General features: G+C 75.9%; 16 protein-coding genes. 4 read left to right on the top strand and 12 right to left on the bottom strand.

What is annotated here, in order from left to right; genetic code table 11:
- The first annotated feature begins 148 nt into the window (after nucleotides 1-148).
- Nucleotides 149-1,474: an MFS transporter gene (locus tag G339_RS35400; RefSeq protein ID WP_019634139.1), complete on the top strand. Its 1,326-nt coding sequence runs from the start codon at nucleotides 149-151 to the stop codon at nucleotides 1,472-1,474.
- Here G339_RS35400 and G339_RS0126740 read toward each other — a convergent pair.
- The 10 genes from G339_RS0126740 to G339_RS0126695 are packed head-to-tail and all read right to left on the bottom strand — an operon-like array spanning nucleotide 1,471 to nucleotide 13,131.
- Nucleotides 1,471-3,033: a GMC family oxidoreductase gene (locus G339_RS0126740; RefSeq protein WP_019634138.1), complete on the bottom strand. Its 1,563-nt coding sequence runs from the start codon at nucleotides 3,031-3,033 to the stop codon at nucleotides 1,471-1,473. The two genes, G339_RS35400 and G339_RS0126740, sit on opposite strands and share 4 nt — an antisense overlap.
- Nucleotides 3,020-4,474: an aldehyde dehydrogenase family protein gene (locus tag G339_RS0126735; RefSeq protein ID WP_019634137.1), complete on the bottom strand. Its 1,455-nt coding sequence runs from the start codon at nucleotides 4,472-4,474 to the stop codon at nucleotides 3,020-3,022. The genes G339_RS0126740 and G339_RS0126735 overlap by 14 nt, the downstream gene beginning before the upstream one ends.
- A complete protein-coding gene (locus tag G339_RS0126730) occupies nucleotides 4,471-5,604 on the bottom strand; it encodes an LLM class flavin-dependent oxidoreductase (protein WP_019634136.1) in 1,134 nt (377 codons plus the stop codon). The genes G339_RS0126735 and G339_RS0126730 overlap by 4 nt, the downstream gene beginning before the upstream one ends.
- Nucleotides 5,601-6,614: an ABC transporter permease gene (locus G339_RS0126725; protein WP_019634135.1), complete on the bottom strand. Its 1,014-nt coding sequence runs from the start codon at nucleotides 6,612-6,614 to the stop codon at nucleotides 5,601-5,603. Before G339_RS0126725 ends, G339_RS0126730 begins: the two co-directional genes overlap by 4 nt.
- Nucleotides 6,611-8,158 (bottom strand): sugar ABC transporter ATP-binding protein, encoded by a 1,548-nt coding sequence (locus G339_RS0126720; protein WP_019634134.1) that lies wholly within the window; start codon nucleotides 8,156-8,158, stop codon nucleotides 6,611-6,613. Before G339_RS0126720 ends, G339_RS0126725 begins: the two co-directional genes overlap by 4 nt.
- A 1-nt stretch (nucleotide 8,159) precedes the next feature.
- Nucleotides 8,160-9,299 (bottom strand): sugar ABC transporter substrate-binding protein, encoded by a 1,140-nt coding sequence (locus tag G339_RS0126715; protein ID WP_019634133.1) that lies wholly within the window; start codon nucleotides 9,297-9,299, stop codon nucleotides 8,160-8,162.
- A 1-nt stretch (nucleotide 9,300) separates the two neighbouring features.
- The gene (locus G339_RS0126710; protein WP_019634132.1) at nucleotides 9,301-10,203 is read right to left on the bottom strand and encodes an ABC transporter substrate-binding protein; all 903 of its coding nucleotides are present in this window, start codon (nucleotides 10,201-10,203) and stop codon (nucleotides 9,301-9,303) included.
- Nucleotides 10,200-11,339 carry an LLM class flavin-dependent oxidoreductase gene (locus G339_RS0126705; protein WP_019634131.1) on the bottom strand — a complete coding sequence of 380 codons (1,140 nt, stop codon included), beginning with the start codon at nucleotides 11,337-11,339 and terminating at the stop codon, nucleotides 10,200-10,202. Before G339_RS0126705 ends, G339_RS0126710 begins: the two co-directional genes overlap by 4 nt.
- On the bottom strand, nucleotides 11,336-12,157 hold the full coding sequence (locus G339_RS35395) for an LLM class flavin-dependent oxidoreductase (RefSeq protein WP_019634130.1): 822 nt from the start codon (nucleotides 12,155-12,157) through the stop codon (nucleotides 11,336-11,338). The genes G339_RS0126705 and G339_RS35395 overlap by 4 nt, the downstream gene beginning before the upstream one ends.
- Complete coding sequence (locus G339_RS0126695) at nucleotides 12,154-13,131, bottom strand: ABC transporter substrate-binding protein (protein ID WP_019634129.1); 978 nt, start codon at nucleotides 13,129-13,131, stop codon at nucleotides 12,154-12,156. Before G339_RS0126695 ends, G339_RS35395 begins: the two co-directional genes overlap by 4 nt.
- A gap of 69 nt (nucleotides 13,132-13,200) precedes the next feature.
- Here G339_RS0126695 and G339_RS0126690 point away from each other — a divergent pair, with 69 nt between their 5' ends.
- The 3 genes from G339_RS0126690 (at nucleotide 13,201) to G339_RS35390 (ending at nucleotide 17,316) form a co-directional block, all read left to right on the top strand.
- Entirely contained in the window at nucleotides 13,201-13,956 is a 756-nt protein-coding gene (locus G339_RS0126690) for an IclR family transcriptional regulator (RefSeq protein WP_026341803.1), read from the top strand.
- Between the two features lie 55 nt (nucleotides 13,957-14,011).
- A complete protein-coding gene (locus tag G339_RS0126685; protein ID WP_019634127.1) occupies nucleotides 14,012-14,761 on the top strand; it encodes an MBL fold metallo-hydrolase in 750 nt (249 codons plus the stop codon).
- Nucleotides 14,762-15,234: 473 nt separating this feature from the next.
- The gene (locus tag G339_RS35390; RefSeq protein WP_019634126.1) at nucleotides 15,235-17,316 is read left to right on the top strand and encodes an ATP-binding protein; all 2,082 of its coding nucleotides are present in this window, start codon (nucleotides 15,235-15,237) and stop codon (nucleotides 17,314-17,316) included.
- Here the strand turns inward: G339_RS35390 and G339_RS35385 are convergent, their stop codons facing one another.
- Nucleotides 17,317-18,246: a carbohydrate kinase family protein gene (locus tag G339_RS35385; protein ID WP_157408023.1), complete on the bottom strand. Its 930-nt coding sequence runs from the start codon at nucleotides 18,244-18,246 to the stop codon at nucleotides 17,317-17,319.
- A complete protein-coding gene (locus G339_RS0126670; RefSeq protein ID WP_019634124.1) occupies nucleotides 18,243-18,854 on the bottom strand; it encodes a hypothetical protein in 612 nt (203 codons plus the stop codon). Before G339_RS0126670 ends, G339_RS35385 begins: the two co-directional genes overlap by 4 nt.
- Between the last annotated feature and the right edge of the window lie 9 nt (nucleotides 18,855-18,863).

Genomic DNA, 18,863 nt, shown 5'->3' with positions numbered 1-18,863 from the left:
CACCGCGTCAGACGGCCGTTCGCCCCGGGGTGATCTTGGCGAGCCGGTGATGTTGGGCGGGCGCACCGGGGGGTACCGGACATGTCGTGCGGAAGATCGGCGGCGCGGCCGCCGGTCCCGCGCACCGGGACGGAGCCTTGGGGGGCGGATGAAGGAGTTGCTCCGGCTGGTCGGCTTCCGCCGCCTGCTCGCCGGGCAGGCGGTCTCCTCGTTCGGCGACTGGATGGGCACGCTCGCGCTGATGTACTTCGTGCTCAAGCTGAGCGGGTCGACCACCGCGATCGGCGGCGTGCTCGTCCTGCGGCTGCTGCCGTCGGCGGTCGGCGCGCCGCTGGCCGCCCGCGCGATCACCCGCTGGAACCGCCGCCGCGTCATGATGGCCGCCGACCTGATCCGCGCCGTAATGGCGGCGCTGCTGCCGATCGTCCCGTGGCTCGGCTGGGTGTTCTTCTGGGCGTTCGCGATGGAGGTCGCGAGCCTGGCGTTCCTGCCCGCCCGCGACTCCTCGGTGCCGGTGCTGATCGGGGAGCGCGACGACCCCGACCGGCCCGCCGCGGGCCGCCTCGCCCTCGCCAACGGCCTGGTCATGGGCTTCTACTACGCGATGGTGCCGCTCGGCGCGGCGGCGTTCGGGCTCGTCCACCTGGCGTCGGGCAAGGGCGCGTGGACCGGGCACTGGGAGTACGTCGCGGTGTTCTGGGTGGACGCGGCGAGCTACGTCGTGTCGTTCTTCGCGATCCGCTCGCTGCCCGACCTCGGCCCCGACCCGGCGGCGGTGCGGGCCGCCGAGGACGCGGCGCGCGCGTCGGGCGGGACGGTCCGGCACGGGCTGACGTCCGCGCTGCGCATCCAGTTCGTCCGGGAGATCCTGCTGGCGGTCGGGATCGTGGCGCTCGGCCTCGGCGCGCTGTTCTCGCTGGGCGTCGTGTTCGTCCGGGAGGTTCTGCACGCCGGGCCGCTCGGGTTCGGCGCGCTGGTCGGGCTGTTCGGCGTCGGGTTCGTCGTCGGGCTGGCGCTGCTGCGCGGCCGGACGGACGCGAACCTGCCCGCGCAGATGCGCATCGGCATCGCCGGGCAGGGCCTGGTGATCGTCGCGATGGGCCTGTTCGCGTCGCTGACCGTCGCCTACCTGGCGGCGTTCCTGTTCGGGATGGCGGCGACGACGGCGCTGGTCAGCTCCATCACCCATCTCCAGGACGGCCTCACCGGCAACGTCCGCGACGTGGCGCTGACCGCGTTCCACGGGACGCTGCGGTTCGGCCTGGCCGTCGCGGCGCTCATCACCGGCGCGGTCGCGGACGTCCTCAAGGGCGACGAGTACCATCTCGGGCCGCTCGGCTCGGTGGACCCGATCCAGCTCGTCCTCATCGGCTCCGGCGGCATCGCGCTGCTCGGCAGCTTCCTGATCCGCTCCCATCCCGACGACGCGCCGCCCGCGGCCGGGCCGGACGACGGCCCGGCCGCGAACGCTTAATCGGCCCAGTGGTCCGCGTGGAGGATGTCGGCGGCGCGCTCCCCGACGACGACGGCCGGGGCCATCGTGTGGCCGCGCGTGATGACCGGGATGACCGACGCGTCCGCGACGCGCAGCCCCGTCACGCCGCGCACGCGCAGCCGCCCGTCCACGACCGCGAGCGGATCGTCGTCGGGGCCGAGGCGCGCGGTGCCGACCGGGTGGAACACCGTGTCGGCGTTCGCGCGGACGTACGCCTCCAGTTCCTCGCGCGAGGCGTCCGGCGCGAGCGACCGGCCCTCGGTGTACGGCGCGAGCGCGGGCTGCTCGGTGACCCACAGCGCGGCGCGCAGGCCCGCGACGAGCGTCGCCAGGTCCTCGGGTTCGGCGAGGTAGGCGGGGTCGAGCAGCGGCGCGTCCGCCGGGTCCGCCGACGCGAGCCGCAGCGTGCCCCGGCTCAGCGGCTGGAGGACGACCGGCGCGAGCATGTACCCCGTCCGGTCGGGGCGGCCGGGGGCCGGGCCGGTCGCGATGAGCAGTTCGACGTCGGGCGCGCAGTACTCCTCGTCGGTGCGTAGAAAGGCCACGCCGCCGCCCGCCAGGTCGCGCAGCGGGCCGCCGCGCGTCGTCTCCCACAGCCGCAGGTTCTCGTCGCTGACGAGCGGCGCGGGCGCCCCGGCGTCCGGCCCGGCGTGGACGTGGACCGCGACCCGCAGGTGGTCGTGCAGGTTCCCGCCGACGCCCGGGACGTCCGCGACGACGTCGATCCCGTGCTCGGCCAGGTGCGCGGCCGGGCCGATCCCCGACAGCAGGAGCAGGTGCGCCGACCCGATCGTCCCGGCCGACAGCACGACCTCGCGGCGCGCGCGGACGAGCCCGCCGTCCGCCTCCACGCCGACCGCGCGGCCGCCCTCGACGACCACGCGGGTGACGCGGACGCCCGTGCGGACCGCCAGGTTCGGCCGGTCCGCGCGCAGGTACCCGGCGGCCGGGGTGCGGCGCTCGCCGTCGGCGAACGTCATCTCCTGGACGTCGCTGCCGAACGGGTCGGGGCCGTTGACGTCCGTCCGCCCGCCGAAACCGGCCTCGGCCACGGCCCGCTCGACGGCCTCGTACACCGGGCCGGGCGGCCCCGGCTCCCGCAGCGTCACCGGCCCGCCGACGCCGCGCCACGGCGCGGGCCCGCGCCCGGAGTCCTCGGCGCGGCGGTACAGCGGCAGCAGCGCCGCGTGGTCCCAGCCGGGGCCGCCGTACTCGCCCCACGCGTCGTAGTCGGAACGGTGCCCGCGAATCCAGCCGCCGAGGTTCAGCGCGCTGGACCCGCCGAGGACGCGGCCGCGCGGCCAGTCCACGACGCGCCCGTCCAGGCCGGGCTGGGGGACGGTCCGGAACCCCCAGTCGATCGGGCCGCCGAGCGTGCGCGGCCACAGCGCGGGCGCCAGGCTCTCGGTGAGCGTCAGCGGCGGCCCGGCCTCCAGCAGCAGGACCGACAGGTCGGGGTCCTCGGCGAGCCGGGCCGCGACGACCGGGCCGGACGTCCCGCCGCCGACGACGACGTAGTCGAAATCAGAGTCGGACATGAACGGTCTTCGCCTCCGTGTACGCGCTGATCCACTCCCGGCCGTGCTCGCGGCCGAGTCCGGACTGCCGGGCCCCGCCCGAGGGCGCGGCGAAGTCGTGCTCGCCGTAGGCGTTCACCCACACCGTCCCGGCGGCCAGGTCGCGGGCGAACGCGTGGGCGCGGCCGACGTCGCGCGTCCAGACGGCGGCGGCGAGCCCGTAGGACGTGTCGTTCGCGAGCCGCAGCGCTTCCTCGGCGGCGTCGAACGGGAACACCGCGAGCACCGGCCCGAAGATCTCCTCGCGGGCGAGCCGCGAGCGGGGGTCGACGCCGGTGAAGACGGTCGGCGCGGCGAAGTAGCCGGGGCCGTCCGGGACCGTCCCGGCGTAGGCCGTCTCCGCCTCGGCGGACTCCACGTAGCCGCGCACCTTCGCGAGCTGTTCGGCGGACACCAGCGGCCCGAGGTCGGTGCCGTCCGCGAACGCGGGCCCGACCGTGAGCCTCGCCGCGTCGGCGGCGATCCGCTCCACCACCTCGTCGTGGACGGACCGCTCGACCAGCAGCCGCGTCCCGGCGAAGCAGATCTGCCCGGAGTTCTGCCAGGCCGTGCGGCCCGCCGCCGCCGCGGCGCGCTCCAGGTCGGCGTCGGCGAACACGATGTTCGGGCTCTTGCCGCCGAGTTCCAGCAGGACGCGCTTGACGGTCCCGGCGGCGGCGCGCTGGATCGCCCGGCCCGTCTCGGTGGACCCGGTGAACGCGACGAGATCCACGCCGGGATGCTCGACCAGCGCCGCGCCCGCCGTCCCGTCGCCGGTCAGCACCGACAGCACGCCCGGCGGCAGACCCGCCTCCAGCACGATCCGGCCGAGCAGCAGCGCGCTCAGCGGCGTCTGCTCGGCGGGCTTGAGCACCACCGAGTTCCCGGCGGCCAGCGCGGGCGCGACCTTGAACGCGGCCATGAGCAGCGGCATGTTCCACGGGACGATCGCCGCGACGACGCCGAGCGGCTGCCGCAGCGTGTACGAGTGGACGTCCGGTTCGGACGGGTTCGCGTCCCCGTACAGCCGCCCCGGCCAGCCCGCGTAGTGCCGGAACACCTCGGCGGCGGCGTGCGCGAGGTGCGGGCCGACCGGCGCGGGGACGCCGACGTCCAGCGATTCGAGCTGCCCGAAGTCGGCGGCGTGCCGTTCGATGAGGTCCGCGATCCGGTGCAGCGCGGCGGATTTCGCGGGGTGGGCGAGCGCCCGCCACCGGCCGTCGTCGAACGCGGCGCGCGCCAGGCCGACCGCCCGCGCGACGTCGGCCTCCCCGGCGGACGCGGTCTCCAGCAGCGGCGACGCGTACGACGGGTCGAGCACGGTCAGCAGCGCGTCCGACGCGGGCGCGGCGGCGGTCTCGTCCCCGAGGACGAAGCCCGGCGCGGCCGCCAGCAGTTCCTCGACCAGCGCGGTGCGGGTCATCGGCGCTCCTCGGCGAACTCGTGGTCCAGGTCGAGCAGCGGGAACAGCAGCTCCGCGACCGTGCGGGCCTCCTCGATCAGCGGGAAGCCCGACAGGATGAACGACTCGGTCCCGTGCGCGGCGTACTCGCGCAGCCGCGCCGCGACGTTCTCGGCGCTGCCGACCAGGTACGTGCCGGACGCGGGCGACACCACGTCGAAGCCGAACAGGCTCGGCCCCGTCCACACGTTCGGGTGGATCTCCAGCTCGCGGACGTCCGGCAGCCGCCCCGCGCGCAGCGCCGCCAGCCGCCGCTCGACCGCCGGATCGCCGCTGCGGAACGTCTCGACGGTCTCGCCGGGCGGCAGGTTCCACTGCGCGAGCGCGGCGGCCGTCGCCGGGTCGGTCGCGGCCAGGAGTTCTTCGGCGCGCGCCCAGGCTTCCTCTTCGGTCTCGCGGACGATGATCTGGAAGCGCGTCCCGAACGTCAGCTTGCGCCCCCGCTCGGCGGCGAGCGCGCCGACCTGGCGGAACTTCGCGCCGAGCCGTTCGGGGGTGTCGGCGAAGCTGAGGTAGACGTCCAGGAGCTTCGCCGAGTGGGCCATCCCGGCGGGCGAGGTGCCCGCGCCCCAGAGCGGGGTCGGGCGCGGGAACGCGTCCCAGGGCGAGAGCGGGCCGCCGTCCAGGTCGCGGGCGGCGAGCCGGACGTGCTCGCCCGCGTATGCGGCCTCTTCGCCGAGGTAGACGCGCTGGAACGCGTCCCAGTACTCGGCGCTGAAGTCGTACCGCGCGTCCCGCTCCAGGTGGACGCCGTACTGCGCCAGCGTCCGGTCGTTGCCGTTGACGACGTTGAACAGCAGCCGCCCGCCCGAGTGCCGGTCGATGGTGTGCGCGATCTGCGCGAGCTTCGCCGGGGACGTCAGGCCGGGGTAGACGGCGGTGAGGAACCGCATCCGCCGTGTCGCGCCGATCATCGACGCGGCGACCGTGAGGCCGTCGTCGCGGCCGGTCCCGATGAGCGCCCCGTAGTAGCCGAGGTCGTCGATCGCCCGGGCGAGCCGCCGGAGGTGGTCGAAGTCCGTCGCCCAACGGTGCGACGGCTCCCACGGGTACGGGCCGTCGGGGGAGGTCAGATACCACAGGAGTTTCACGCCGTCGCCGCCTTTCCCGCGCGCGAGATGAGCAGGGCCGCGACGAGCGCCAGCCCGTTGAACACGTCGGGCACCCACGCGGGGGCGCCCAGCATCGTGAGACCGGTGATCCCGACGCCGAGCGTCAGGACCGCGAGGACGGTGCCGCCCACGTTCAGGTGGCCGCGCCGCGACACGACCGCGCCGAGGAACACCGCCGCGATCGAGCTGAGCATCACCGCGTCGCCGCCGCCCGGCCCGGCGGCCTGCAGCCGCGCGGTGCCGAGCACCCCGCCGAACGCGGCGATCACCGAGCCGAGGACCAGCGCCGCCGACACGTACCGCGCGGTGCGGACGCCGATCAGCTCCGCCGCCGCCCGGCCGCTGCCCGCCGCCTTCATCCGCCGCCCGACCGGCGTCCGCATCAGCAGGTACGCCAGCGCGAGCGCCAGGACGGCGGTGTAGACGACCATCAGCGGGACGCCCGCGACGGTCACCGCGACCAGGTCGTTGAAGCCCTGCGGGACGCCCTTGTAGAGCGTCAGCCCGTCGGTGAGCAGCAGCGCCAGGCCGGTGAGCAGCGTCGTCATCGCCAGCGTCGCGATGAACGAGTTGATGCGCGCCCGGACGATCAGCAGCGCGTTCACCGCGCCGATGACCAGCCCGCAGCCGAGGCCGAGCCCGACCGCCGCGACGGGTGGCCAGCCCCGCCCGAACGCCCACGCGGTCGCGACGCCGCTCGTCGTCATGACCGCGCCGATGGAGATGTCGATCTCGCCGACCGTCGCCGACACCAGCGCCGACAGCGCCACGACGACGATGACCGACTGCGAGTAGGCGATGGTCTGCGCGTTCTGCGCGGTGTCGAACTGGCCCGGCCGCAGCAGCGAGAACACCACGGCGAACGCGACCAGCAGGACCACGAGGGACCAGCGCGCGGCGAGGCCGGTGAGCCGGGCCGCGAGCGCGGCGGGCGGGGGACCGGCCGGCGCGGCGGCCGGCGCGGGGGCGGTGGAGGTGTCGGTGCTCAAGCTGCCCGTCCTGAGAGGGTCACGGCGTGGAACAGGTCGTCGCGCCCGGCGTCGGCCGGGCGCAGGGTCGCGTGGACGCGGCCGCGGTCCAGCACGACGACGCGGTCGGCGAGGTCCATCAGCTCGTCCAGGTCGGACGTCGCCAGCAGCACCGCGACGCCCGCGTCGCGCAGCCGCCGCACGACGCGGCCGATGCCCTCGCGGGCGCCGATGTCGATGCCCTGGCTCGGCTCGTCCAGCACCAGGACGCGCGGCTCCAGCCGCACGGCGCGGGCCAGCGCGACCTTCTGCTGGTTGCCGCCGCTCAGCGTCCGCAGCGCGGCCTCGGGGTCGGGCGGGCGGATGTCGAATTCCTCGATGAGCGCCCGCGCTTCGGCGCGCTCGGCGGCCCGCCCGATCGCGCCGCGCCGGGTGACCGGCCGCAGGTCCCCGAGCGTCAGGTTCTCCCGGACCGACAGGTCCAGCAGCACGCCGTGCGCGTGCCGGTCCTGCGGGACGCCGACGATCCCGCGCGCGATGGCGTCGGCGGGGGAGCGCAGCCGCACGGCCGTCCCGCCGACCTCGACGCTCCCGCCGCGCGGGCGCTGTGCGCCGCCGACGATCCGCGCCAGCTCGCTGCGCCCGCAGCCGACGAGCCCGGTCAGGCCCAGCACCTCGCCCGCGCGCAGGTCCAGGTCGACGCCGCGCAGCCGCGTGCCGCGCAGGCCCCGCACCGACAGCGCCGGGACGCCGCCCGCCGCGTCCCCGCCGCCCGCCGGGGCGGCGCGGCCGGGCTCGACGCGGCGGCCCGTCATGTCCTCCACCAGCGTCGCGGTGGTGAGCCCGGCGGCGGGCCGGTCCGCGACGAGCCGTCCGTCGCGCAGCACCAGCACGTGGTCCGCGATTTCCAGGACCTCCTCCAGCCGGTGCGAGATCAGCACGACCGCCGCGCCGCGCGCGCACAGCCGCCGGATCGCCGCGAACAGCCGCGCGACGTCGTCGGCGGCCAGCGCGGCGGTCGGCTCGTCGAGGAACACCACCGGCGGGCGGCCCGGCGGGACGTCCCCGAACGTGCGGGCGACGGCGACCATCGAGCGCTCCGACACCGGCAGGTCCGCGACGTGCGCGCCGGGGTCGGCGGCGACGTCGAACGGCGCGAGCAGCTCCGCCGCGCGCCGCCGCTCGTCGCGGCGGCGGGTCGGCGCGAGCCCGGACCGGCCCGAGCGGTCCGCCAGCGCGAGGTTGTCCGCGACGGTCAGCTCCGGGACGAGCCCGAGGTCCTGGTGCAGGAACCGCAGGCCCGCCGCGTGCGCCCGGTCCGGGGTGAGCGGCAGCGCGACCGGCGTCCCGGCGGCCTCGACGCGCGCGTCGCCGGGGTCGGGCGCGTGGACGCCCGCGAGGATCTTCACCAGCGTCGACTTGCCCGAGCCGTTCTCCCCGAGCAGCGCCGTCACCGCGCCCGCGCGGACCTCGAACGACAGCCCGGACAGCACCCGGTTGCGGCCGAAGGTCTTGCCGAGCCCCCGCACCCGCAGCGCGGGGGGACCGGTCAGGGCGGCGGCCACCTCAGCCGACCTTCCACAGCTTCTTGTACCGCGCGGCGTAGTCGAGGTCGCCCTCGAAGCGCTGGCCGCGCGGCGGCAGGTTGTCCTTCGTCAGCACGCGGACCGGGATGCCGTCGTCCGCGGGCGGCTCGAGACCGTTGAAGATCCGGTTGAGGTCGTCGAACGCCGCCCACGTCGCCCAGCCGTAGGACACCGCGACGTCCGCGACCTGGCCCGCGCCGTCGCGGACGAAGTCCAGGTTCGGCGCGTCGCCCTCGTGGGAGATCTGCGGGACCTTCGACAGCCCGGCCGCCTTCAGCGCGGGCACCGCGCCGAGCGCGATCCCGTCGAACTCGTGCCACAGCACGTTGATCTGCGGGTTGCCCTGGAGGAACGCGACGGCGGCCTGGCCGAGCTGCGGGGTGCCGATGACGCCGTCCGCGACCACGTTCTCCTTGGCGACCGACCCGCCGCCGTACTTGGCGAAGTAGTCCTTGATGCCCTGGATCTCCTGCCGGTTGGAGGAGTTCGCAGCCGCGTGGAACAGGCCGAGCTTCGCCCTGCCGCCGGTCTGCACGACGGCCTGCGCGGCGGCGAGCTGCCCCTGCTCGTAGAAGTGGTAGTCCACGATGTGGGTGATGCCGGGGTTGTTCTTGTTGTAGTCGGTCGTGCCGACCGTGAACTCGACGTGCGGGATCTTGGAGTCCGCGATGCGCTGCAGCGCCTTCACGTCCGTGTCGCCCTCGGTGACCTGGCTGAACAGGCCGTCCGGCTTCATCGCGACGGCCTGCGCGACGCCCGCGTCGAAGTCCTTGCTGACGTCCAGCGCCACGAACTTCCAGCCCAGCGCCGCTGCGGCCTGCCGGGCGGTCTTGATGACGTAGGAGTTCGTCTCGCTGAACGTGTACCGGTTGAGGAACACGATCGTCTTGCCCTTGGCGGCGGGGGGCGACGTCGTCGGCCCCTTCCACACGTCGGCCTTGCCCTTGTAGGGCGCGAGGAACCGCTCGGCGGCCCGCACGGCGGCCGTGTCGGCGTCGCCGGACGGCTTCGCGGCGTCCGCGGTCGTCCCGGCCCGGCCGCACCCGGCGGCGACGAGCGCGACGAGCGCGAGGGGGACGGCGAACCGGGCGGTGCGGCGGCGGGTGAGGGTGATCTGCATGTCAGCGGCTCTGTTCGACGAGGCGGTTGATGTCGGGACGGACGGCGTCGGCGACGCGGACGGAGCGCTTGAGCAGCCCCGCCGCGTGCAGGAGGTCGGCGGCGTGCTGCTGTTCGGCGACGAACTCCTCGTCCACCGGGTGCAGCCCCCACGGCCGGGTGCGCAGCGCGTGCTCCCACGCGGCGGTGTCCAGGCCGGGGAACAGCGCGGCGGCCTCGGCGGGGTTTTCGGCGACCCACCGGTCGGACTCCTGGAGCGCGCCGACGATCGCGGCCAGTTCACCGGGGTGCGAGTCCGCCCACGCGCGGCTGGTGAACCACATCGACCGGTGCGAGAAGAGAGTGTCGGTCGGAACGAGGTCGCGCAGTTCCGCCTGCTCTTCGACGGCGGTGAGGTACGGGTACGAGCCGACCCAGGCGTCGACCTCGCGGTCGAGGAACCGCCGCGCCGCGTCGTCGTAGACGTCCACCGGTTCGATGTCCGCCCAGGTCAGCCCGGCCTTCTCCAGCGCGAGCAGGACGAGCGTCGTCTGCCACGAGCCGTGCCCGAGCGCGACGCGGCGGCCCTTGAGGTCCGCGACCTCGCGGATGCCGGAATCGGCGTGGGCGACCAGCCGCCCGTTCTCGTGGCGCGGCTCGGACATCGCGACGTACACGATGTCCCGGCCGTTGCCCTGCGCGGTGATCGGCGGCGTCGCACCGGTGCCGATGAAGTCGTAGCCGCCGTCGAAGAGGTGGTCGCTGTGGACGGACGGCAGGCCCGTCCTCGGGTCGGGGCGGTCGCCGGGCGCGAGGTCGCGCAGGTCCACCCACGCGACGTCCGGAAGGGAACGCTCCAGAACGCCGCGACGGGCGAGCACCCAGAGCGAGTTGTTCTGCGGGAAGTAACCGACGCGGGTCGTCATGCGGGGACTCCAGGGGTTGCGGACAGCAGGGGGAGGACGTGGTCGCCGACGCGGCGGGCCTCTTCCAGGTGGGGGACTCCGGCGAGGACGAACGCGTCCACGCCGAGCCCGATCAGCTCGTCCAGCCGTTCGGCGACGCGTTCGTACGAGCCGACGAGCCCGAACGGCGGGCCGTCGCGCAGCTCGTGGAAGCCGCCCCACAGACCGGGCTGGACCTCCAGGCCGCGGACGTCGTCGCCCGCGTCGGCCAGGAACGACCGGCCGCGCCGCCAGCCGACCGAGTCACCGCTGTCGCCGCCGCCGTCCTCGGTGCGGGCGGTGCGGCCGGTCCAGGCGCGGCGCAGCTCGTCCCACGCCTCCTCGTCGGTCTCGCGCGCCAGGATCTCGGCGCGGACCGCGAAGCGCGGCGGCGCCGGGCTCAACCGGCGGACGGCCGCGAACTTCTCGGCGAGCGCGTCGAACGGCTCCAGCCACGACAGGTACCGGTCGGCGTGCCGCCCGGCCGCCTCGATCGCGGCCGGGGACGAGCCGGAGAAGTAGACCTCCGGGAGCGGCAGCCCGGTCAGGCCGTCCGGCAGCGCGGCGCCCTCGACGCGGTAGAACCGGCCGTCGTGGGTGAAACCGCCGGTCTCGTGGCCGTGCCAGACGCCCTTGAGGACGTCCAGGAACTCCGACGTCCGCGCGTACCGGTCGTCGTGGTCGACCCTGTCGCCCCACCAGAGCTGGCTCGGCCCGCCGCCGCCGGAGATGACGTTGTAGACGGTCCGGCCGCCCGTCGCCAGTTGCAGGCTCGCGCTCATCCGCGCCGCCTGCACCGGGTGCAGGAACCCCGGCTGGAAGGCGATCATGAATTTGTAGGTCTCGGTGTCGCGGGCCAGCGTCGCGGCGGCGGCCCACGGGTCGTCGGTGTGCGGGAACGACGGGAGCAGCCCGCCGACGAACCCGGACCGCTCGGCGGCGCGGGCGACCTCCGCCATGTAGTCGGCGTGGGAGAAGCCGTCCGGCTCCCCGGCGCGGACGCCCGGCGCGAGCGAGCCCGGCACGTCCGGCGCGAACCCGCCCCGGGTGCCCGCGCGGCGGCGCAGCGACGTCTGGTCGCCCTCCATGTGGATGCGCCAGTACACGTCGACGGTCACGACCCGTCCTCCTCACGCAGCAGCGGCAGCAGGTGCTCGCCGATCCGGTACGCGGCGCGCAGCTCGTCGCCGTCGTGGGCCACGGCGACGACGACGGACGCGCCGCTCGCCCGGACCTCGTCCGCGATCCGCGCCGGGTCGGCGTCCCCGAGCGGCAGCCGCAGGCCCGCGCGGACGCCGTCCGGCAGCAGCGCCGCGACGTCGTCGCCCGGATCGAAGAGGTGGACGTCGGCGTGCGCGGCCGACAGCGCCAGCGCCTCGTCCGACGTCCCGGACAGGAACACGCGCGGGAACGGGCGCTCGGCGAGCGGGCGGCCGAGCCCCCCGTCCAACACGTCGTAGAACCGGCCCTCGAAGGTGAACTTCTCCTGCGTCCAGACGCCCTTGGCGACCGTCAGGAACTCGTCGGCGCGCGCGTACCGGTCCGGGCCGGTCAGGACGTCGCCGTGCGCCCGCGCGACGGCCGGGTCCAGGTCCACGACGGGCAGCCAGCCGAGCCGGCCGCCGGAGAACCGCTGGAGCGACGCCGACAGCTTCGCCGCGTACACCGGTGTCGTCGCGGCCGGGTGGAACGCGGCCGTCACCACCGCGTGCCGGGTCGCGCGCAGCGCGCCGCCCGCGACGACCAGCGCGTCCGCGCCCGCCGGGTCGAACGGCGCGACCACGCCCGCCAGGCCCGCGAGGTCCGCGCCGCGCGCGACCTGGTCGAGGACGTCGAACGGGCCGCGCGCCGGGGGCCGCCGGTCGGTGACGACGCCCGGCAGCGCGGGCCGGGGCGCGGGCCGGACGGGCAGCGTCAGGTGGAACTCGGCGGTCATCGCGCCGCCTCCGCCGCGAGCGCGGCGTCCAGCGGGCCGCGGTCCGCCCACTCCCGGACGTCCACCGGCGCGTCCAGGAAGCCGCGGGCGCGCAGGAACCGCTCCTGCGCAGCCAGCAGGTCCAGCCGCTCGTCGGACAGGTCCGGGTGCAGCGGCTGCGGCCGGTAGGCGCGCGCCACCGCCGCCGCGCCCGCGCCCGTCTCGGCGGACAGGACGCGCCGCAGCCCGCCGGGGTTGCCGGCGGCCCAGTCGGCGGCGCGCAGCAGGACGGCCAGGAACCGCGCCACCAGGTCCGGGTGGTCCTCCAGCAGCCGCCGGTGGACGGTGATCGGCCGCGGCGTGCCGTTGTTGACCCGCGACCGGCGGTCCGGGACGGCGTCCAGGTCGACCGCGACCTCCGCGCCGTGCGCGAGCGCGGCCTCGACGGCGAGCGCGCCCTTGACGTACACGGCGTCCACCTCGCCGCGCTCCAGCGCGGCCAGCTCCGCCGCCCACTGCGGCGCGTCCGGCGCGGCCTCGACCTCGACGGTCTTGGCGTCGTCCAGCGCGGCGCCCTCCAGCGCGAGCGCCCCGGCGAACCCGGCCAGCGCCATCGCCCGCCAGAAGTCGATCGCGATGTCGCGCCGGGGGACCGCGAGCCGCGCCGCGCCGAGCCGCAGGCCCGTCTCGCCGCGCCGGGTGAGGACGGCCTGCCGCTCCTCGATCCAGGTGAGGCCGAGCAGCCGCGTGTCCGCGCCGCGTGACCGAGCCCACAGGGCGGGAACGCTGCCGCCCTCGCGGACGAGCCCGGGCAGCGCGTGCGTGTAGTGGCGGTCGCCCGCCTCGCCGGGCGGGACGTCCTGGAGCGAGCGGACGGCGATGCCGTCGGCGCGGAACTCGGCGGCGAGCCAGCCCAGGTCGGCGGCGACGCCGGTGGCGGTCGGCACCGGGCAGCGGGTGAACCACAGCGTGTCCGGCGGGGAGGGGCGTTCCATGCCGGTCAGCTAATCACTACTATTTCGGTAGGACAATTTGGTTATCACCATGTGGGAAGGACGTGCCGGATGCCCGTGGAAGGAGCCCAGGCCGTGCGCCGGGCGCTGACGATCCTCCAGTGCTTCCGCGACGGCGGACCGGCGCTCGGCGCGTCCGACCTCGCGCGGCGGCTGGACCTGCCCACCTCCACCGCGCACCGGCTCGCCCGCACGCTCGTCGCGTCCGGGTTCCTGGAGCAGGACCCCGCGACGTCCCGGTTCCGGCTCGGCCCGTCCGTCGTGGAACTCGGCCAGCTCTCCTTCCACCAGCGCGGCCTGCACCGCGCGGTCCCCGAACTCGGCCAGCTCGCCCGCGTCACCGGGACCACCGTGGACCTCGCGCTGCGCGGCGGCGACGAGGCGCTGATCCTCGTCGGCGACTCGGTGCGCCCCGACGCCGGTGCCGGGCTGCGCCGCCCGCTGCACTCCACGGCCCTCGGCAAGGTGCTGCTCGCCTGGTCGCCCGAACCGGACCTGGCCCGCCTCGGGCCGCTCCCCGCGCTCACCGACCGGACGATCGTGGACCCGGTCGAGCTGAAGGCCGAACTCGACCTCGTCCGCGAGCAGGGCTACGCGGTCAACGACGGGGAGTCGGTCCCCGGCGTCCGGACGCTCGCCGTGCCCGTCCTCGACCACGCCGACGGCGCCCGCTACGCGCTCGCCCTGCGCGCCACTCCCGAGCTGATCACCATCCGCCGCCTCGACTGGTACCTCGCGCAGGCCCGCACCTGCGCCAAGGCGCTGCAGATCCTGCTGCTGCCGCCCGGCGAGCGCCCGCCCGGTTGAAAAGCGCGGCCGATGCGGCACGATCGGGGGACACCGCCGGACCCGGGAGGCACGCATGCGCGGCGACGCGATCACCGAGGTGACCAAGGACGTCTTCCTGGTCGCCGGGACCAGCGTGAACTGGGTCCTGCTGCGCGACGGCGACGACCTCACGCTCGTCGACGGCGGCTACCCGGGCGACGCCGACGCGGTCGAGGAGTCGATCCGCGCGCTCGGCCGCAGGCCCGAGGACGTCCGCGCGATCCTGCTGACGCACGCGCACGTCGACCACGTGGGCGCGCTCGTCCCGTTCCACCGCCGCTACGGCACGCCCGCGCTCTGCGACCCGCGCGAGGTCGGGCACGCGCGCCGCGAGTACCTGGAGCAGCTCACCCCGGGCCGCCTGGTCGCGAACCTGTGGCGGCCGGGCGTGCTGCCGTGGGCGCTCGGCATCGTGCGGGCGGGCGCGACGCGCGACGCGGCCGTCCCGCACGTCGAGGCGTTCGCGGCGGACGGGCCGCTGGACCTGCCCGGCGCGCCCGTTCCCGTCCCGACCCCCGGCCACACGTCGGGCCACACGGCGTTCCACCTGCCCGCGGCGGGGGCGATCATCACCGGGGACGCCCTGATCACCGGCCACGCGCTCACCCGCCTGCGCGGCCCGCAGCTCATCCCGCGCATCTTCGACCACGGCCCCCGCTCGCTGGCCCTCGCCGGCCTGGACCCCCTGGCCGCCGTCGCCGCCGACGTGATCCTCCCCGGCCACGGCCCCGCCCACGAGACGCCCCTCGCGACGGCCGTCGCGCAGGCCCGCGCCCACGGCTGACCGCTCGCGGACGCAGTTTCCACTTCCCTTTCCGACACGGGTTCGATACCCGATTGGCGCTGACTTCTCCGTTGTCTACGGAAAATGATTTATCGAATACGTGGGGAGGCTGTCTGTTTTGTGCCGTGCCCGCGTCCGATTACCGGCTGCGTCGGCTCTGGACGGCGCGGCTTGACGAATCCCCTGGTAGAAGGCGTGCGACGCCGGCCCCCGGGCGGTGTCTGACTTGTCGTGAGTATGGCCACTTGAGGTCATATGCGAGCGGTGTCCCGCGTCGCGTCGTGCCCGGGCGGCCCGAAGAAATTCCTGGTAGACGCCCGGTGGCGGGCCGGTCATTGCGTTCGCGCGGCCCCCGCGAATGGATAATTCACCCTTGACTCATCGAGTTATGATGCTGTTCCGATCCTCTGTCGTGATTGGGGAAGATGAACGCGCAACTCGATCCCGGAAACCCCGCTGAAAATTTCAATGAAATGCGCGCGGACGTGGTCGGCGGAGTCGTCCAGGCCCGGGACATCAAGGGCGGCGTCCACCTGCACGCCCGCGAGCCGGCGGCGTTCCCGCAGCCCCGGCAGCTCCCCGGGACCGTCGCGCTGGTCGACCGCGACGACGTGCTGGCCGAGCTGGACGAGGCGGGCGAGTCCGCCGACGTCGTCGTGGTGAGCGGCCCGGCCGGGATCGGGAAGACGGCGGTCGCCCTGCACTGGGCCAACCGCCGCTCCGGCGACTTCCCCGACGGCCAGCTCTACGCGGATCTCCTCGGCCACGCGGCGGTCGAACCGGCGAGCCCCGGCGACGTCCTGGCGGAGTTCATCCGCAGCTTCGGCGTCCCCTCCGCTCGGGTGCCGTCCGGCCTGGCCGAGCGCGCCGCGCTCTACCGTTCGCTCACCGCCGACCGGCGGCTGCTGGTCGTCCTGGACGACGCCCACTCGGTGGCGCAGGTCGTCCCGCTGCTCCCGGGGCCGGGCGGCGCCGCCGTCGTGACGAGCCGCTGGCGGCTGGGCGGCCTGATGGCGCGCGGCGCCCGCGCCGTCCAGCTCGGCCCGCTGACCCGCGAGGCCGCGACCGAACTGCTCGCCACCCGCCTCGGCCGGGACCGCGTGCGCGCCGACGCGGACTCCGCGGAACGCCTGGCCGAACTGTGCGCGTACTCGCCGCTCGCGCTCAGCGTCGCCACCGCCCGGCTGGCGATCCGCCCGAACCGGACGCTCGGCGAGATGGTCAGCGCACTGGGGGAGGAGCACCGGCGGCTGGGCGTGCTGTCGTCCGCGATCCGGAGCGGGGAGGACGAGATGACCGTCCGGGCGGCGCTGGAACTCTCCTACCGCAACCTGCCGGCCGAGGCCCGCCGCCTCTACCGCCTCCTCGGCCTCTACCCGGGCCGCACGTTCGACGCCCACGCCGCGGCCGCGCTGACCGGCGCGCCGGTGGGGGAGTCCGCGGACGTCCTCGAACAGCTCACCGACGCCAACCTCATCGACGACGCCCCGGCGGGCCGCTACCGCTTCCACGAACTCGCCCGCCTCCACGCCCGCGAGACCGCCGCCGAGGAATCCGACCAGGTGCGCGCGGCGGCCCTGCGGCGGCTCGTCGCCTGGACGCTCGCCGCCACCCTCGCGGCGAGCGGCGCGGCCGCCCCCTACCGGCGGCTCGCCGAACCCCCGGCCGAACCGGGCGTCCCCGAACCCGTCCCGCCCGCCTCGGCGGCCGACGCGCTCCGCTGGTTCGAGAACGAGCTGGTCAACCTCCGCGCGATCGTCCGCCGCGCCCACGACGCGGGACTGCACCGCCACGCCTGGATGATCGTCGACGCCGCCTGGCCCGGCGTCCTGCACCTCGGCCACGGCGAGCGGACCCTGTCGTTCGACGAGACCGGCCTCGCGGCCGCCCGCGCGGACGGCGACCGCACGGCCGAGGCCAAGATGCTCAACCGCACGGGCCTCGCCCGCCGCGCCGCCGGGTCGCTGGACGCCGCCGCCGGGGACTTCCGCGCCGCGTCGGTGATCTGGGCGGAGCTCGGGAACCGGTCCCGCACGGCGGGCGCCGACCGCCGCCTCGGCTGGGTCGAGTACGACCGCGGCGACCTCGCGGCCGCGCACGCCCGGTTCGCCGCCGCCGCCGAGGCGTACCGCGCGCTCGGCGAACCCCGGCACGTCGCGCTGACCCTGTGCGACGTCGCGACGGCGCTCATCGCGGGCGGCTCGGCGGACGGGGCCGTCGCCGCCCTGGACGAGGCCGCCGCGCTCCTGGAAGACCACGACGACGCCTACAACCGCGCGCGCGTCCTGACGCTCCTCGCCCAGGCCAGGGCCGCGGGCGGCGACCCCGCGGCCGCCCGGGACCTGGCCGCCCGCGCGTGCGCCGCGATGCGGGCGCTCGGCTCCGCCGCGGGCGAGGCCGAGGCGCTGGAGGTCGCGGGCGACCTGGAGGCGCGGGACGGCCGGACCGCCGCCGCGCGGAACCTCTACCGGCGGGCCCGCGCGGTCCTGGTCGCGGCGGGCGCCTCGACCAGGACCGTCGACCTCCGGCTCGCCGGACTCCCCGACCGGGACTGATCAGCGGTCCCAGCGGCGGACGGCGGTGGGCGGCGGCGACGCGCGCCGCAGCGCGTCCAGTTCCGCCGCGTCCAGCGACACGGCGGCGGGCAGCCGGTGGCCGATCTTCCAGCCCGCGTGCAGGACGCCCGCCTGCAGCGCCGCGACCGGGTCGCCGAGCCGCAGCAGCGTGCTGACGAACGTCGCGAACAGCGCGTCGCCCGCGCCCGAGGTGTTGACGGGCGGGCGCGGCGTCACCGCGCCGACCTCGACCAGGCGGCCGTCGCGGAGCCCGACCAGCGCGCCCCGCGCGCCCAGTCCGACGCCCGCGACGCGGCAGCGCGGATACCGGGCGAACATCGCCGGGAGCCACGCGAGCGGGTCGCCGAGCCGTTCGTCGCTGCAGAACACGATCTCGGCGCGGTCGAGCCACGGCCGGTCGTAGTCGTCCCCGAGGCCCGCCAGGCGGTGGACGTCCACCGCGATCGGCGGGCCGAGCCGCGCCGCCGCCGCCACGAGCGGCCGGACGAAGCGGGCGTTGGTGAGGACGAGCAGGTCCGCGTCCCGCGCCTGCTCGCGCAGCACGTCGAACGGATACGGGAAGCGGTCGACCGGATCGACGTGGGGCATGCCCATCCGCTTCCCGTCCGGTCCGACCAGGACGAGCCCGAGCGACGACTCCGGCGACGCCACGACGCCCGGCCCGTCCAGCCCGAGCCGGCACAGCTCGTTGCGGATGACCGCGCCCGCCACGCCCCCGCCGACGGGGCAGCACAACCGGACGCCGTCGCCCAGCGACCGCTGGACCCGCGCGACGTGCGTCGCCGTCCCGGAGACGCCGAACTCCATCCAGCGCGGCGCGGACGTCGAGGCGTAACCGAGCGGGAACCCATTCACGCCCACCGACGCGTACAGGCTCGCGACGCCCGCGACGACGATCCGCGCGCTCACGACGCCGCCCGCCACGTCCGCGCCGGCGCCGTGACGACGGCGGTGACGCCGCCCGCGACCTCGAACTCGCCCGGCCGCAGCCGCCCGGCCAGGACGAGCGACTCGGCGAGCGAGGCCACGGCCAGCCCCGCCGCCCACCAGGCGTAGACGAACGACCCGCACGTCTGCGGCCAGCCGCGGCCCGCCCGGCGCGCCCCGGCGAACCGGACGACCGGCCCGTCGCGCACCACCGTGACGCACCGGTCCGCGCCGCACGCGGCGGCCACCGCGCAGCCCGGGTTGCCCGCGAGGACGGAGCGCAGCCCCGCCGCCGTCACGGCGGACGGTCCGCGCCCGTCGAGGACGAGCACGTCCGCGACCTCCGCGCAGCGCGGCGCCCGCGCCCCGGCGGGCAGGAACGCGACCGCGTGCGCCTCGCCCCCGGCCGCCGCCGCGCCGTCCGCGTCGCGGAACGTCACGACCCGCCAGCCCGCGGACGGCCTGCGGTGCGGGACGACCAGCATCGCCCGGACGCCCTCGCCCCGGCGGCCCGGGTACGGCCCGGCGAGCCGCAGGCCCGCGTCCGGCCGGTACAGCTCCGTCGAGATCATCTTCTCGTGGTTCATCATGCCCTGCTC

It is taken from the genome of Actinomadura atramentaria DSM 43919, assembly GCF_000381885.1.
GTDB classification, from domain to species: Bacteria; Actinomycetota; Actinomycetes; order Streptosporangiales; family Streptosporangiaceae; genus Spirillospora; species Spirillospora atramentaria.
The sequence above is the reverse complement of the archived record's forward strand: the minus strand, read 5'-3'. Positions and strand labels throughout refer to the sequence as shown.